Origin of the sequence: Variovorax davisae (assembly GCF_030316845.1) — a bacterium.
Lineage (GTDB): Bacteria > Pseudomonadota > Gammaproteobacteria > Burkholderiales > Burkholderiaceae_C > Variovorax > Variovorax davisae.
Window position 1 is genome coordinate 49136 of record NZ_JASZYS010000007.1, and the last position, 14189, is coordinate 63324.

Here is a 14189-nt window from a genome sequence, read left to right on the forward strand (position 1 = left end):
TGGGGCGTGGGAATCAGTTGTCGGCGGAGAACTTCTGGTAGGCGGTTTCGTCGAGCAGGGGCTCGAGCTGGGCCGCTTCGCTCACACGCACCTTGAAGAACCAGCCGCCGTCCATCGGCGCGCTGTTGGCCAGCGAGGGGTCGGCGCGCAGGGCCTCGTTGACTTCGACGATCTCGCCCGAGACCGGCATGAAGACGTCGGCCGCGGCCTTGACCGATTCGACGACACCCGCGACCTCGCCCTGGGCAAATGTCTTGCCGACATCGGGCAGGTCGACGAACACCACGTCGCCGAGCGCGTCCTGGGCATGCACCGTGATGCCGACGGTGACCAGCGCCGCGTCGGCTTCCTGGCGCACCCACTCGTGGTCCTTGGTGTACTTGATGGTCATGGGGGGAACTCCTTGGAAGAAAGACTGGCTTGAAGAAATGGCAAATAAAAAGGGGTCAGCCGCGGTAGTACCGGGCCGGCACGAAGGGCAGGGTGCTGACTTCCATCGGCACCGGCTTGCCCCGCACCATGGCCTGGAGCCGGGTGCCCGGTTCGGCATAGGCCAGCGCGACATAGCCCATGGCCACCGGCCGGTCGACGCTGGGGCCGAGCAGGCCGCTGGTGACCTGGCCGATGGGCAGGCCCTCGAAGGATTCGAGCACCGTGCCTTCGCGCACCGGCACGCGCTCCAGCGCGACCAGGCCGACCCGCCGGCGCTTCAGCGTCTCGTGGTCGAGGTGGCCGGCCGTGCCGCTGGCGGCCGTGAGCTGGGCCAGCACCCTGGCTGCGCCCGGAAAGCCGCCTTCGCGGGCGCCGCCGCTGCGTCGGACTTTCTGGATCGCCCAGTTCAGCGCCGCCTCGACCGGCGTCGTGCTTTCGTCGATGTCGTTGCCGTAGAGGCACAGGCCGGCCTCCAGCCGCAGCGAATTGCGCGCGCCCAGGCCGATCGGCTGGACCTCGGGCTGGGCCAGCAGCAGCCGGGCCAGCGCCTCGGCATCCCGGGCCGCGACCGAGATCTCGAAGCCGTCCTCGCCGGTGTAGCCGCTGCGGGTGGCGAAGGCCTCGATGCCGCCGATGCGCACCGGGCCGCCGGTCATGAAGACGAAGCGCTCGATGCCCGGCGACAGCCGCGCCAGCACGGCCGCCGCCTGCGGACCCTGGAGCGCCAGCAGCGCGTGGTCGGGCAGCGGCTGCACCTGGCAGCGCTGGCCGATCCGGGCCTGGATATGGGCGATGTCGGCCGCCTTGCAGGCGCCGTTGACGATCACGAACAGCGAATCGTTGCCTTCGTTGAAGAACATCAGGTCGTCGAGGATGCCGCCCTGGTCGTTCAGCAGCAGGCCGTAGCGCTGTTTGCCCGGCGCCAGGCCGATCACGTCGACCGGCATCAGGCTCTCGAGGGCGGTGGCGGCATCGGGCCCCACCAGCCGCAGCTGGCCCATGTGGGAGATGTCGAACAGGCCGGCGGCCGTGCGGGTGTGCTTGTGCTCGGCCATCAGGCCGGCGGGGTATTGCACCGGCATGGCGTAGCCCGCGAAGGGCACCATGCGGGCGCCGAGTTCCAGGTGCAGGCCGTGGAGCGGGGTCTTCAGCAGATCGTCGGATGCGGCGGCCAAGGGCGGTTCTCCAAAGGGGCAGTGCTTGTTCCATGACGAGAAGCCATGGGCCACCCCTGCTGTCCGCTTTACCTGAGAGATTCGCCCCACGATCGGGGTTTGCTCCTTCGGTGGGCGGCACGGTGCGCCTGGCGCGCCGAACCACCTCTCTCCAGCAAGGAAACGCCCGGATCCGGGCGTCTTGTCAGTCCTTTTGCCTGAGCGTTCGGGCCCTTGTTTCGGGGGACCTGCGCCTTCGGCGGCCCCACCGCGGCGGGACGCTCTCCTGACCGGGGAAGTGTAAGGGAATCGGGCGCCGGCCGGCGACTTCAATGCACCGGCGAGGCCGGGAGCAGTTTCTCGATGCGCTCCTGGATCGCCTCGGCGCGCGCGGCGCCCGCCGCCTGCGCGATCTCGCCGAGCATCGCGCGGGCGGTGGCCAGCATCGACTCGCGGTCGCGCGCCTCGCGCAGCGCTTCGCGGAAGCGCTCGGCCAGCGCCGGGTCACGGCGCACGAACATGCGCTCGCAGAGGTCGAACAGGAACATGCGCGTGGTGGCCAGCGAGGGCTTGCCGTCGAAGACGTCGGCCGCGACGGGTACTGCTTCGATCGTTTCGAGCGCTTCGACCGCGCGGCCCTGCAGATAGCCCTCCTGCACCAGGTGGCGCGCCACCCGGCCGGCTTCCTCGCGGCCGCCGAACAGGGCGCCGAAATCGGTCAGCGAGCGCTGGCCGTCGGCCATCAGCAGCAGGGCGCGCTCGCGCTGGCCCAGCGTGCGGCGGCCGGGCTGGAGTTCGTGGCGCGCCTTGTCGGTCTTGGTGAGGAACATGGGATGCTGCGGCGTCGGGAGGCGAGCGCTGCAGCATCGGGGATCCGCATGACATCCTCGTGAAATCGTCCCCGGCTACTTGAAGCCCCACAGATGCGGCAGCCAGGTGCTGAGCGCGGGCACGAAGGTCAGCACCACCAGCACCGCGCCGTGCGCCCAGAGAAAGGGCACCAGCTCGCGCACCAGCTGCGACATCGGCACCCGCGAGACGTTGCAGGTGACGAACAACAGCCCGCCCACCGGCGGCGTGATCATGCCGAGCGTCAGGTTGTAGATCACGATCATGGCGAAGTGGATCGGATCGATGCCGAGCTTGACCGCCACCGGCGCCAGGATCGGCGCGAGCACCATCACGCCCGGCAGCGGCTCGATGAAGATGCCGAACAAGAGCAGGAAGATGTTCACGATGATCAGGAACATCCAGGGCGACAGGTTCATCGCGGCCAGCCATTCGGCGAGCTGTTGCGGCACGTTCTCGATCGTCAGGATCCAGGCGAAGGAAGCCGACAGGCCGATGATGATCAGCACCGACGCCGAGAGCAGCGCGGAGCGCGACAGGATGTCGGGCAGGGCCTTCCATTCGAGCGTGCGATAGACGAACTTGCCGCACACCAGTGCATAGAAGACCGCCACCACCGAGGCCTCGGTGGGCGTGAACCAGCCGGCGCGCATGCCGCCGAGGATCACCACCGGCAGCAGGATCGCGGGGATCGCCTTCCAGGTCGTCAGCAGCACCTCGCGCCAGGGCGGCATGCCGCCGTCGCCCTTGTAATTGCGCTTCTTCGAGACATGGAAGTTCACCACGCACATCGCCACCGCGATCAGGAGGCCCGGGATCAGGCCGGCCACGAACAGGCTGCCGACCGAGACGTTGTCGTCCTGCAGCGCGTAGATGATCATGATGATCGAGGGCGGAATGATCGGGCCGACGATCGCCGTCGACGCGGTCAGCGCCGCGGCATACGAGCGGTCGTAGCCGGCCTTGTCCATCATCTTGATCAGCATCGAGCCCGGCCCCGCGGCATCGGCCAGGGCCGAGCCCGAGATGCCCGAGAAGAAGGTCAGCGACACCACGTTGGTGTAGCCCAGGCCGCCGCGCCGATGGCCGACGAACTGGCCCGCGAAGCGCAGCAGCACCTCGGTCAGCGAGCCGCCGCTCATGAGCTCGGCCGCCAGGATGAAGAACGGCACCGCCATCAGCGGAAAGCTGTCGATGCCGGTGAAGGTCTCCTTCAGCAGCACCATCAGCGGAAAGGATTCGGCCAGGATCAGCGTGGCGGCGGTGGCCAGGCCGAGCGCGAAGGCGACCGGCACGCCGATCGCGAGAAAGACGCAGACCGAGAGGATCAGGACCAGGCTGGCGTTCATAGCGAGGCGCTCGCGGCCGCATCGAAATGCGCATCGGTGGCGAATTCGCGCCGCAGCACGTAGCCGCGCACGATCAGCAGCCAGTGGACGATCAGCAGCAGGCCGCCGAAGAACATCGCGCTGTAGATGTAGGCGAAGGGGATCTGCGTGACGGCCGTGAGCTGGAACATGGTGCGTTCCATGTAGAGCCAGCCGTACCAGACCATGAAGCCGAAAAAGGCGAACAGCAGCGCTGCGACCAGTGCCCGCAGCGCGATCGCGGCCTTGGGCGGCAGCGCATCCTGCAGGTTCTCGACCGCGATGTGGCCGCCGTAGCGCAGCACCGGGCCGGCGCCCAGGAAGGTGAGCCAGATCATCATGTGGCGCGAGACCTCCTCGGCCCATTCGAGCGAGTTGCTGGTGAGGTAGCGCATCGCGACGTTGATGAAGATGATCACCGACATCGATGCGAGGAGCAGAATCAGCGCCCAGCGGTTGGCGGCCAGAAAGTAGTGTTCGAAGGTTTTCACTGCGGCTTCTTGATGTTGCGGGAGCGGACAAAGAAACCGCCCGGTGCCATCGCTGGCTCACCGGGCGGCGCTGCCCTCGGCGCGCGGCGCGCGCCTACTGGACGTCGGTGATCTTCTTGATGTTGTCGGCGCCGAATTCCTTGGCATAGCCGACGTAGGCCGGCTTGAGCGCCTCGCGGAAGGCGGCGCCGTCGACCTTGCGCACCACCTTCATGCCGTCCTTCTCGAGTTGCGCGATGCCGTTGTCCTCGTCTTCGTTGACCTTCTTGCGCTGGGCGGCGCCGGCCTTCCGGGCGGCGTCGAGGAAGACCTTCTTGTCGGCGTCGGAGAGCTTGTTCCAGACCCTGGGCGATAGCAGCAGCAGGGCCGGGCTGTAGACATGCCCGGTCAGGGAGAGGTGGTTCTGCACCTGCGCGAACTTGGCCGACAGGATCACGGGGATCGGATTCTCCTGGCCATCGACCGTGCCCTGCTGCAGGGCGCCGAACAGTTCGGGGAAGGCCATCGGCGTCGGCAGGATGCCGAAGGTGCGGTAGCCGTCCATGTGGACCTTGTTTTCCATCGTGCGCATCTTCAGGCCGGCGGCGTCGGCCGGCTTGACGATGTCGCGCTTGCTGTTGGTCATGTGGCGAAAGCCGTTCTCGGTCCAGCCCAGCGCGATGATGCCCTTGCTCGGGAACTTGGCCAGGATGTCCTGGCCGATCGGGCCGTCCATCACCTTGCGCGCATGGTCGTAGTCGCGGAACAGGAAAGGAATGTCGACGATCTTGACCTCGGGCACGAAGTTGCCCACCGGACCGGTCGAGGTGTTGACCAGGTCCTGGGTTCCCAGCTGGACCGCCTCGATCTGCTCGCGCTCGCCGCCGAGCGCCGAGTTCGGGAACTGCTGGCACTTGTAGCGGCCTTGCGTGCCCTTCTCGACTTCGTCGCAGAACACCGTCGAGCCGACGCCGTAGTGCGACTCCTTGGTGGTCGCGTAGCCGATCTTCAGCGTGGTGGTCTGGGCGAAGGCGCTGGCCCCGAGGGCGAGCGAGAGGCAGGCGGCGAGGGTGCCGAGTTTCATGTTGTCTCCGGTGTTGGAAGGATGCCGCGCGACTATGCCTGAAGCCAGGGTGCAGCCCCGTCGGGATTTTCACGGACCCGGGTCGGTGCCACGGCCGCGATAGCGGCGCCGCAACAGGTACTCGAGCGCCTCGAACAGCGCTTCGCTCAGCAGCGCGAGCGCCGCGGCCGGCACGGCGCCGGCGACCAGCAGCTCGCGGTCGTTGAGTGCCAGTCCGGTCACGATGCGTTCGCCGAAGCCGCCGGCACCGATGAAGGCGGCGATGGTGGCGGTTCCGATCGCGATGGTGGTCGCGGTGCGCACGCCGGCCAGCAAGGTCGGCAGGGCCAGCGGCAGCAGCACCGCGCGCAGGTTCTGGCCGCCGGTCATGCCGAGCGCGGTGCCGGCGTCGCGCAGGCCGGTGGGCACTTCGGCCAGGCCGGTCACCGTGTTGCGCATGATCGGCAGCAGCGAATAGAGCGTCAGCGCGATCAGCGCCGGCAAGGTGCCGATCGCGCCGAGCAGCGAGATCAGCACGGCCAGCAGCGCCAACGACGGAATGGTCTGCAGCAGCCCGGTCAAGCCGAGGACCAGCGCGCGCAGCCGCAGGTGGGCGAACACCGCGACCCCGAGCGGCACTGCGATCAGGATCGCGACGGCGACCGAGACCGCGACCAGCAGCAGGTGCTGGCGCGCGAGCCGCCCGAGGTCGGGGCCGAACAGCTTGGCCATGAAGCCGCGGGCGCCTTCGCCGCTTGGGGCCGCGGCGCGCGCGCCCGGCTGCGCCGCGGCCAGGAAATCGCGCGCGATGACGTCGAAGGCCACGCCCTGCAACTCGGCGCGTGCGTTCATCGCGATCATGGCGTGCTCGTCGATCCGGCCCTCCAGCCGTTGCAGCGCGGTCCAGGCGGCCGGCAGCCGGGCCGGCAGGTCGAGCCGGTACAGCAGCACGGCGTCGTAGCGGGGAAAGTAGCGCCGGTCGTCCTCCAGCACGCGCAGGCCGAGGTGATCGATCTTGGCGTCGGTGGTGTAGATGTCGATGACGTCGATCTGCTTGGCGGCGATCGCTTCGTAGGCCAGGCCGTGGTCGAGGCCGGTCGGTGACTGGCCGAAGCCGTAGCGCGCCGCCAGGCCCTGCCAGCCGTCGGCGCGGCCGATGAACTCGTTCGACAGGCCGAAGCGCAGTTCGCGCCGGCCGGCCAGGTCGCTCAGGGTGCGGATGCCGAGCCGCTCGGCGTCGGCGGCACGCATCGCGAGCGCATAGCCGTCGTTGAACCCGAGCGGCACCGCCACGCCGAGCCCGAGCGGGCGCAGCGCGTCGTTCATGGCCTCGCGCGTCATCGCGGCCTGGCCCTTCAAGATCTCGAGCGCGATGGTGCCGGTGTATTCGGCGTAGACATCGATGCTGCCTGAGCGCAGCGCTTCGTAGACGATCGCCGTGTTGCCCAGCCCCTGCCGCACCGCCGGGGCGACGGCCGTGTGCGGCGCCGCGGTCTGCGCCAGCACCTCGGCCAGGATGTAGGACTCGGTGAAGCGCTTGGAGCCTGCGCGCAGCGGCTGCTCCTGGGCGGCCGCGGCCAGGGCGGCGCCGAGCAGGACGATGAAAGCCAGGGCGGCAAGGCCGGTGCGGCGCAGCAGGTGCATCGCGGCCAGTGTATCGGCGCCGGTCCCTGCGTGCGGCCTTCGTGTCGCTGGCTGGTGTCCTTCTCCTACAGCCGATGGTGCGCGCCGCTGATGCGGGAAAGCGCGGGTGGCCACCACAGTGAGTGGGTGCTCATCAACTATGTCCGTCGCGGCCAGGGAAAGCCTTTGTTGCTCGTGCACGGGCTCGGCAGCAACTGGCGGACCTGGCAGACCATCCTCGACCCCCTGGCCGCCGAGCGCGCGGTGGTGGCGATCGACCTGCCCGGCTTCGGCAAGAGTCCGCCGCTGGACGGCGAGGTTTCTCTGCGAACCCTGGCGAGCGCCGTGGCCCGCTTCCTGCACGAACACGATCTTTGCGGTGCCGATGCTGTCGGCAGTTCGATGGGGGCGCGGCTGGTGCTCGAACTGGCGCGCCGCGGCCAGGTGCTCGGCACCGTCGTGTCGCTGGGGCCGGGCGGCTTCTGGGCTGGCCGGGAGCACCTGGCCTACCAGGTCTCGCTTTGCCTGTCGATGCGGCTGGCGCGCGGTTTGCACGCCGCCATGCCCGCCCTGGTGGCCCATGCATGGGCGCGCACGCTGCTGCTGGCGCGGTTCTCGGCGCAGGGCCGTCGGCTGTCGCCGGCGCTGGTACTGGAAGAGATGCGCAGCTACGCGGTGGCGAAGTCCTTCGACCTCATGCTGGAGGATGTCGTACGCGGATCGCCGCTCGAAGGCGCCGACGTCGGGACGCTCGCCAAGCCGGTCGTGATCGGCTGGGGCCGGCTCGACAAGGTCTGCCTTCCGCGCCAGGCGGCACGCGCGCAAGCACAGTTTCCCGATGCCCGGCTGCACTGGTTCGAGTGCTGCGGCCACTATCCCCACTGGGATCAGCCCGAAGAGACCGCTCGCCTGATCCTCGACACCACCGCCGATTGAAAGGGCCTCTGCCGCAATGAAGAAACAGCACCCGCACGGCGCTCGCGAACTGCCTTCGGTGACGGTCGACGGCTACAGCCTGCAGTTGCGCGACAAGGACGGCTTCATCGGCGACCAGGCCAGCCAGACCGCCTTCAGGCAGCTGCTGGAGCGCTGGCGCCAGCGCCGCCGGCGCAAGGGCCACGACCCGCTGGGCGGCGTGCATTCCAAGGACCTCAGCAAGAGCGAACTCGACGCGGCCCTGGGCGAGGCCGAGACTTCCGAGGCGGCGGACGTGGTCCACGGCGTCATCGAGGAGTTCTCGGAGGAACTGGCCTGGGTGATCGACCGCTTCCTGCGCCAGCCGTCGTGGAAGGGCGTGCAGCGCATCGTGATCGGCGGCGGCTTTCCGGGCAGCGATGTGGGCGAGCGTGCGGTGCTCCAGGCGGCGGCGATCCTGCAGCACATGAATGTGTCGGTCGAGCTGGCCCGCATCTGCCACGAGCCGGACGACGGCGGCCTGCTCGGCTGGGTCCATCTGGTGCCGCCGCCGATGCGGAAGGGCCATGACGCGATCCTGGCGCTCGACATCGGCGGCACCAACGTGCGCTGCGGCATCGTCAAGCTGCGCAAGAAGCGGGCGCCCGATCTGTCGAAGGCCAAGGTGGTGCGGCGCGAGAAATGGCGCCACGCCGACGATCGCCCGAGCCGTCGAGTGCTGATCGACCGGCTGGCCGAGATGCTCGAGGCGCAGATCCGCTACAGCAGGAAGCAGGGCATCCGGCTCGCGCCCTTCATCGGCATCGCCTGTCCGGGGCTGATCCGCAAGGACGGCTCGATCTCTCGCGGCGCCCAGAACCTGCCGGGCGATTGGGAGAGCGACAACTTCCACCTGCCGAGCGAACTGGTCAAGCGCCTGCCGGAGATCGCCGGCGAGCCGACCGTGGCGCTGATGCACAACGACGCGGTGGTGCAGGGCCTGAGCGAGCTGCCGTTCATGCGGGACGTGAAGCACTGGGCGGTGCTGACCATCGGCACCGGCCTCGGCAATGCCAGCTTCACCAACCAGGGCAAGAAGGCTAAAGCTGGAAAGCGATCGTGAGCAGCAGCCCTTCGGCGACGTCGCGCACCAGGCCCGGCGTGCGCGCCCGGTAGGTCTCGCCGGCAGAGGCCGTGGTCTCGATCCATTGCGCCAGCCAGTCGACTTCGGCACGGCCGTAGAACACCACCGCTGCCTCGTGGTTGAGCAGCAGGCTGCGCAGGTCGAGATTGATCGAGCCGCAGAGCGCCAGGTCGTCGTCCATGACCACCGCCTTGGCGTGGGCCATGAAGGGCAGCATCCGGAACATCACGCCGGCGCGCGCCAGGTCGCGCATGGTGCGGGCGCGCACGAAGTCGGCCAGGCGGTGGTTCGACCGGGCCGGTATCGCGATCGTCACCTGCACGCCGCGCCGGGCGGCCAGCCGCAGCGCATCGCGCAGTCCGTCGCCGGGGACGAAGTAGGGCGTCACCGCGAGCAGGCGGTGTTCGGCGCGGAAGCAGGCGTCGATCAGCAGCGCCTGTGCCGTGTCTTCGGTCTGGTCGGGGCCGCTGGGCAGGAACTGCGCCGGGCCGCCGTGGTCCTGCGGGCCCGCATCGGCGGCGATGGCGCGTGACTGGCGCCCGCGCACCGATGTCCAGTCGTGGTCGAACTGGCGCGCCGCCGCGGCCGCCGCGTCGCCGCGCAGATCGAAGGACAGGTCGCGCCAGGGCACTGGATGGGCGTCGTTGCCGGTGAAGTATTCGCCCGCCAGGTTGCGGCCGCCGGACCAGAGCCAGTGGTCGTCGGCGATCGTCAGCTTGCGGTGGTTGCGCAGGTTGCGCGGGCCGCTGCGCCGCAGGCTGAAGATCGGCCGGAACACCGCGACCTCGGCACCGGCATCGCGCAGCGAGTCGAAATGCGTGCGCGGCAGCGACAGGGCGCCGAAGCCGTCCAGCAGCACCCGCACCTTGACGCCGCCGCGGGCCCGGCGCGACAGGCGGTTGATCACCTCGTGTCCGAGCGCGTCGTCGCCGATGATGAAGGTCGAGACGTCGATCGAGTGGCGGGCGCCCTCGATCACCTCGAACAGCGCGTCGCGCGCGGCCGCGCCGTCGGAATGCAGCCGCGTGTCGCAGCGGCTGGGCGCCGCGAGGCCGAAGCTCTCGACCAGCTCGGCGGCCCAGTGCCCCGCCGGCGCCGAGCGCGGCGGCCGGGGAATGCCCACCGGCCTGAGCTTGCGCTGGCCGAACACCAGGTACATGGGCAAGATCACATAGGGCAGCAGCGCCAGGCCCATGACCCAGGCGATGGCGGTCGTTGGCGCGCGCTGCTCGCGCCGCGCGCGGGTCGTGAGCACGTAGACCAGCAGGGCGAAGGTGACGACCAGCAGATGCTGCGACGGCGAGGGCAGCCAGTCGAGCAGGTCGTCGATCTGGTTCACGGGCGGGCCAGCGCCTGCAGGTGCGGTGGCACCGGTCGGCCCTCGGAAGCCAGGAAGCGCATCATCGTGCCGACCACCTCGCGCACCGGCGGCCGCGCGCCCACGCGGTCGCGCCAGGCCAGCAGGCGCGGCGTGGCCGGCGTCATCAGCGCGCCCTTGCGCTCGGCGAACACCTGCGCCATGTAGAAGGCGATGTCGACGAAGGAATAGCCGCCCGCGAGGTAGTCGCGTTGGGCGAGCAGTGCTTCGAGCTTCGCGTAGTAGGCGGCACAGCCGGCGCAGGCCGCGACCGCGGCCTCGCTGCCCATGTCGTCCTGCAGCCCGAACAGCCGGATGACGTGCGGAAAGAACACCTCGTCGGATTCGAGCTCGAGCCGGCGCGCCTGGGCCCGTGCCGCCACGCCGTCGGGCCACAGCGCAGGCTCGGGGAAGCGGTCTTCGAGGTACTCGAAGATCTGGGTCGAGTCGAACAGCTCGACCTCGCCGTCGATCAGCACCGGCACCTGCCGCTTCGGATTGACCCGCAGCACCTCCGGGTGCCGGGGCTCGTAGCGGTCGTCGCGGTCGAAGGGCACCATGATGCATTCGAAGGCGAGGCCTTTTTCGAGCGCCGCGATCTGCACCTTGGCGCCGAACATGCTGAGGGGGCCTGAATAGAGCTTCATGGCCCCCGAGCCTACTTCACACCGGCCCGGAGTCCAACCGGGCGGCGGTGCGGCGTGCTACGCGCCCCAGACTTCCTGCGCGGTCTCGACCACCAGGCGCAGCTTGGCGCGCTGCGCCTCGACCGCGATGTTGTTGCCGTGCACCGTGCTGGAGAATCCGCACTGCGGCGACAGCGCGAGCTGGTCGAGCGACACGTACTTGGCGGCCGACTCGATGCGGGCCTTGAGTTCGTCCTTGTCTTCCATCTGGCCGAACTTGGTGGTCACCAGGCCCAGCACCACGGTCTTGCCCTTGGGCAGGAAGCGCAGCGGCCGGAAGTCGCCCGAGCGGGCGTCGTCGTACTCGAGGAAGTAGGCGTCGAGGTCCATCTCCTTGAGCAGCGCCTCGGCCACCGGCTCGTAGTTGCCGGCCGCCGCATGGGTGCTCTTGAAGTTGCCGCGGCACAGGTGCATCGCCAGGATCATGCCCTCGGGCTTCTGCGCCACCACCTTGTTGATGAAGGCGGCGTAGCGGTGCGGCAGCTCGTTCGGGTCGTCGCCGCGCTGGCGCGCCGCTTCGCGCATCTTCTCATCGCAGAGGTAGGCCAGGTTGGTGTCGTCCATCTGGACGTAGGTGCAGCCGGCGGCCGCCAGCGAGCGCAGCTCGTCGCCATAGGCCTTGGCGACGTCGTCGTAGAACACCGGGTCGAGCTCGGGGTACGCCTCCCGGCTGATGCCGGCGCGCCCGCCGCGGAAGTGCAGCATGGTGGGCGAGGGGATGGTCACCTTGGGCGTGTTGCCGGCCGACACCTGGCTCTTGAGGTACTCGAAGTCGGCCAGCTGGATGTTCTTGGCGTGGCGCACCTTGTCGATCACGCGCATCACGGGGGGCGCGAGCTCCTCGGTGCCGTCGGGCTTGCGGATCGTGACCGGGATGTCGGTCTTGACGCCGCCGAGCTGCTCGAGGAAGTCGATGTGGAAGTAGGTGCGGCGGAATTCGCCGTCGGTGATGCTCTTCAGGCCGATGTCTTCCTGGAACTTGACGATCTCGGTGATCGCCTTGTCCTCGACCTTGCGGAGCTGCTCGGGCGTGATCTCGCCCTTGGCTTTTTGCTCGCGGGCTTCGAGCAGGTATTGGGGGCGAAGGAAGCTGCCGACGTGGTCGTAGCGGGCAGGCAGGGATGCGTGCTGGGACATGGGATGGCTCCGTCGTATCTGGAAAAGAACGGTCGATCGTATCCGCACAGGCATCCCCCGCGATGGATACCGAAAGATCGGTGTTTACCCTTGAATTGGCTAAAAACGATGGACTTTAACGCATCTCTGTATACATTGCGTATCCCATGAAAGCCGAAACCCGCCCCTTTCCGCTCGACGCCTGGTACGCGGCCGCCTACGACGTCGAAGTCGCGCATGCGCTGCTGCCGCGCACCATCTGCAACCAGAAGCTGGTGCTGTACCGGCGCACCGACGGCCAGGTCGCGGTGCTGGAAGACGCCTGCTGGCATCGGTTGATGCCGCTGTCGCTCGGGCGGCTCGACGGCGACGAGGTGGTCTGCGGCTACCACGGCCTGGTCTACAACAGCCAGGGCCGCTGCACCTTCATGCCGAGCCAGGAGACGCTCAACCCGTCGGCCTGCGTGCGGGCCTATCCGGTGGTCGAGAAGCACCGTTTCGTCTGGGTCTGGCCCGGCGACCCGGCCAAGGCCGATCCGGCGCTGGTGCCCGACATGCACTGGAACGACGACCCCGAATGGGCCGGCGACGGCAAGATGATCCGGGTCGCCTGCGACTACCGGCTGGTGGTCGACAACCTGATGGACCTGACGCACGAGACCTTCGTCCACGGCTCTTCGATCGGCAACCGCGCGGTGGCCGAGGCGCCCTTCGTCGCCACCCATGGCGACCGCTCGGCGACCGTCACGCGCTGGATGGAAGGCATCGAGGCGCCGCCGTTCTGGGCCGGCCAGATCCAGCATGCACGCGGCTACCGGGGCCCGGTGGACCGCTGGCAGATCATCCGCTTCGAGGGTCCGTGCACCGTCAACATCGACGTCGGCGTGGCCGAGGCGGGCAGCGGGGCGGTGCCGCGCGACGGCCTGCCCGGCGACCGCAGCAAGGGCGTCAACGGCTACGTGCTCAACACGATCACGCCCGAGACCGACAAGAGCTGCCTCTATTTCTGGGCCTTCGCGCGCAACTACTGCGTCGGCGAGCAGCGCCTCACCCACCAGCTGCGCGAAGGCGTGGCCGGCATCTTCCGCGAGGACGAACTGGTGCTCGAAGCCCAGCAGCAGGCGATCGACGAGCGGCCCGACTACAGCTTCTACAACCTCAACATCGACGCCGGCGCGATGTGGGCCCGGCGGCTGATCGACCAGATGGTGGCGCGCGAGAAGCCGCGTGCGCCGACGATCCCGATCCAGCCGGCGGAGATCGTCCGATGAGCGCAGTCGGGTCGGCCCCCGAGCCGGTCGAGGCCGGCGGTTCCCACGCGGTCAAGGCCCAGCTGCGCCTGCGCGAGATGATCCTGGCCGGCGAGCTGGCCGGCGGGGCTCGCATCGCCGAGGTGGCGGTGTCGGAGCTGCTGGGCGTCTCGCGCACCCCGGTGCGCAGCGCGCTGATGCGGCTCGAACAGGAAGGGCTGCTCGAAAGCCTGCCCAACGGCGGCTATGCCGTGCGGACCTTCTCGGAGCGCGACGTGGCCGATGCGATCGAGCTGCGCGGCACGCTCGAAGGGCTTTCGGCGCGGCTGGCGGCCGAGCGCGGCGCGCCGCCGGTGGTGCTGCGCGAGGCCCGGGCCTGCCTGCGGCGCATCGACGAGCTGCTGCGCCAGCCGGCGCTCGACGATGCCGCCTTCTCGCGCTACGTCGCCTTCAACGAGGAGTTCCACCGGCTGCTGTCGGAGATGGCGGGCAGCGCGCTGATCGCCAAGCAGATGGAGCGCGTCATCAACCTGCCGTTCGCTTCGCCCTCGGGCTTCGTGGTGGTGCAGGCCAATTCGCCCGCCGCCCGCGACATGCTGCTGATCGCGCAGGACCAGCACGGCCAGGTGCTGGACGCGATCGAGAACCGCGAAGGCTCGCGCGCCGAGGCGCTGATGCGCGAGCACAGCCGGATCGCCCAGCGCAACCTGCGCGAAGCCCTGCACGGCGCCCAGAACCATCCCCTGCCGGGCGTGCAGCTGATCCGCCGCCGCGCATGAAGAAG

14 protein-coding genes and 2 riboswitches are annotated in these 14189 nt (G+C 69.1%); of the genes, 4 read left to right on the forward strand and 10 right to left on the reverse strand.

The genetic code is table 11. The features are described from left to right. Positions 1–13: 13 nt before the first annotated feature. The 7 genes from gcvH to QTI33_RS17205 form a co-directional block, all read right to left on the reverse strand. Complete coding sequence (gene gcvH / locus QTI33_RS17175) at positions 14–391, reverse strand: glycine cleavage system protein GcvH (protein ID WP_286507354.1); 378 nt, start codon at positions 389–391, stop codon at positions 14–16. Positions 392–446: 55 nt separating this feature from the next. After that, complete coding sequence (gene gcvT / locus QTI33_RS17180) at positions 447–1607, reverse strand: glycine cleavage system aminomethyltransferase GcvT (protein WP_286507355.1); 1161 nt, start codon at positions 1605–1607, stop codon at positions 447–449. A gap of 49 nt (positions 1608–1656) precedes the next feature. Then, a riboswitch (glycine riboswitch) is annotated at positions 1657–1772 on the reverse strand. Positions 1773–1782: 10 nt separating this feature from the next. Continuing rightward, positions 1783–1885: riboswitch (glycine riboswitch) on the reverse strand. 30 nt (positions 1886–1915) lie between these two features. Then, positions 1916–2416, reverse strand: coding sequence for a hypothetical protein (locus QTI33_RS17185; RefSeq protein ID WP_286507357.1), 501 nt, complete (start codon positions 2414–2416; stop codon positions 1916–1918). A 75-nt stretch (positions 2417–2491) separates the two neighbouring features. Beyond that, positions 2492–3784, reverse strand: a complete 1293-nt coding sequence (locus QTI33_RS17190) for a TRAP transporter large permease (RefSeq protein WP_286507358.1) — start codon at positions 3782–3784, stop codon at positions 2492–2494. Beyond that, on the reverse strand, positions 3781–4293 hold the full coding sequence (locus QTI33_RS17195; RefSeq protein ID WP_286507359.1) for a TRAP transporter small permease: 513 nt from the start codon (positions 4291–4293) through the stop codon (positions 3781–3783). The genes QTI33_RS17190 and QTI33_RS17195 overlap by 4 nt, the downstream gene beginning before the upstream one ends. A 94-nt stretch (positions 4294–4387) precedes the next feature. After that, entirely contained in the window at positions 4388–5356 is a 969-nt protein-coding gene (locus QTI33_RS17200; protein WP_286507361.1) for a TRAP transporter substrate-binding protein, read from the reverse strand. 69 nt (positions 5357–5425) lie between these two features. Further along, entirely contained in the window at positions 5426–6979 is a 1554-nt protein-coding gene (locus tag QTI33_RS17205; protein ID WP_286507362.1) for an ABC transporter permease/substrate-binding protein, read from the reverse strand. Positions 6980–7144: 165 nt separating this feature from the next. On the opposite strand from QTI33_RS17205, the gene QTI33_RS17210 reads away from it, so the two are divergent. Further along, positions 7145–7894, forward strand: coding sequence for an alpha/beta fold hydrolase (locus tag QTI33_RS17210; protein WP_286507363.1), 750 nt, complete (start codon positions 7145–7147; stop codon positions 7892–7894). 16 nt (positions 7895–7910) lie between these two features. Next, positions 7911–8975, forward strand: coding sequence for an ROK family protein (locus QTI33_RS17215; RefSeq protein ID WP_286507364.1), 1065 nt, complete (start codon positions 7911–7913; stop codon positions 8973–8975). Here QTI33_RS17215 and QTI33_RS17220 read toward each other — a convergent pair. Genes QTI33_RS17220 through QTI33_RS17230 form a run of 3 tightly spaced genes read right to left on the reverse strand, consistent with a single transcriptional unit; the run spans position 8953 to position 12176 of the window. Beyond that, positions 8953–10335, reverse strand: a complete 1383-nt coding sequence (locus QTI33_RS17220; protein WP_286507366.1) for a phospholipase D-like domain-containing protein — start codon at positions 10333–10335, stop codon at positions 8953–8955. The two genes, QTI33_RS17215 and QTI33_RS17220, sit on opposite strands and share 23 nt — an antisense overlap. Then, the gene (locus QTI33_RS17225) at positions 10332–11000 is read right to left on the reverse strand and encodes a glutathione S-transferase family protein (protein ID WP_286507367.1); all 669 of its coding nucleotides are present in this window, start codon (positions 10998–11000) and stop codon (positions 10332–10334) included. The genes QTI33_RS17220 and QTI33_RS17225 overlap by 4 nt, the downstream gene beginning before the upstream one ends. A gap of 57 nt (positions 11001–11057) precedes the next feature. Then, complete coding sequence (locus QTI33_RS17230) at positions 11058–12176, reverse strand: 5-methyltetrahydropteroyltriglutamate--homocysteine S-methyltransferase (RefSeq protein WP_286507368.1); 1119 nt, start codon at positions 12174–12176, stop codon at positions 11058–11060. Positions 12177–12322: 146 nt separating this feature from the next. Here QTI33_RS17230 and QTI33_RS17235 point away from each other — a divergent pair, with 146 nt between their 5' ends. Further along, the gene (locus tag QTI33_RS17235) at positions 12323–13426 is read left to right on the forward strand and encodes an aromatic ring-hydroxylating dioxygenase subunit alpha (protein ID WP_286507370.1); all 1104 of its coding nucleotides are present in this window, start codon (positions 12323–12325) and stop codon (positions 13424–13426) included. Beyond that, the gene (locus QTI33_RS17240; RefSeq protein WP_286507371.1) at positions 13423–14184 is read left to right on the forward strand and encodes a GntR family transcriptional regulator; all 762 of its coding nucleotides are present in this window, start codon (positions 13423–13425) and stop codon (positions 14182–14184) included. The genes QTI33_RS17235 and QTI33_RS17240 overlap by 4 nt, the downstream gene beginning before the upstream one ends. Positions 14185–14189 lie beyond the last annotated feature (5 nt).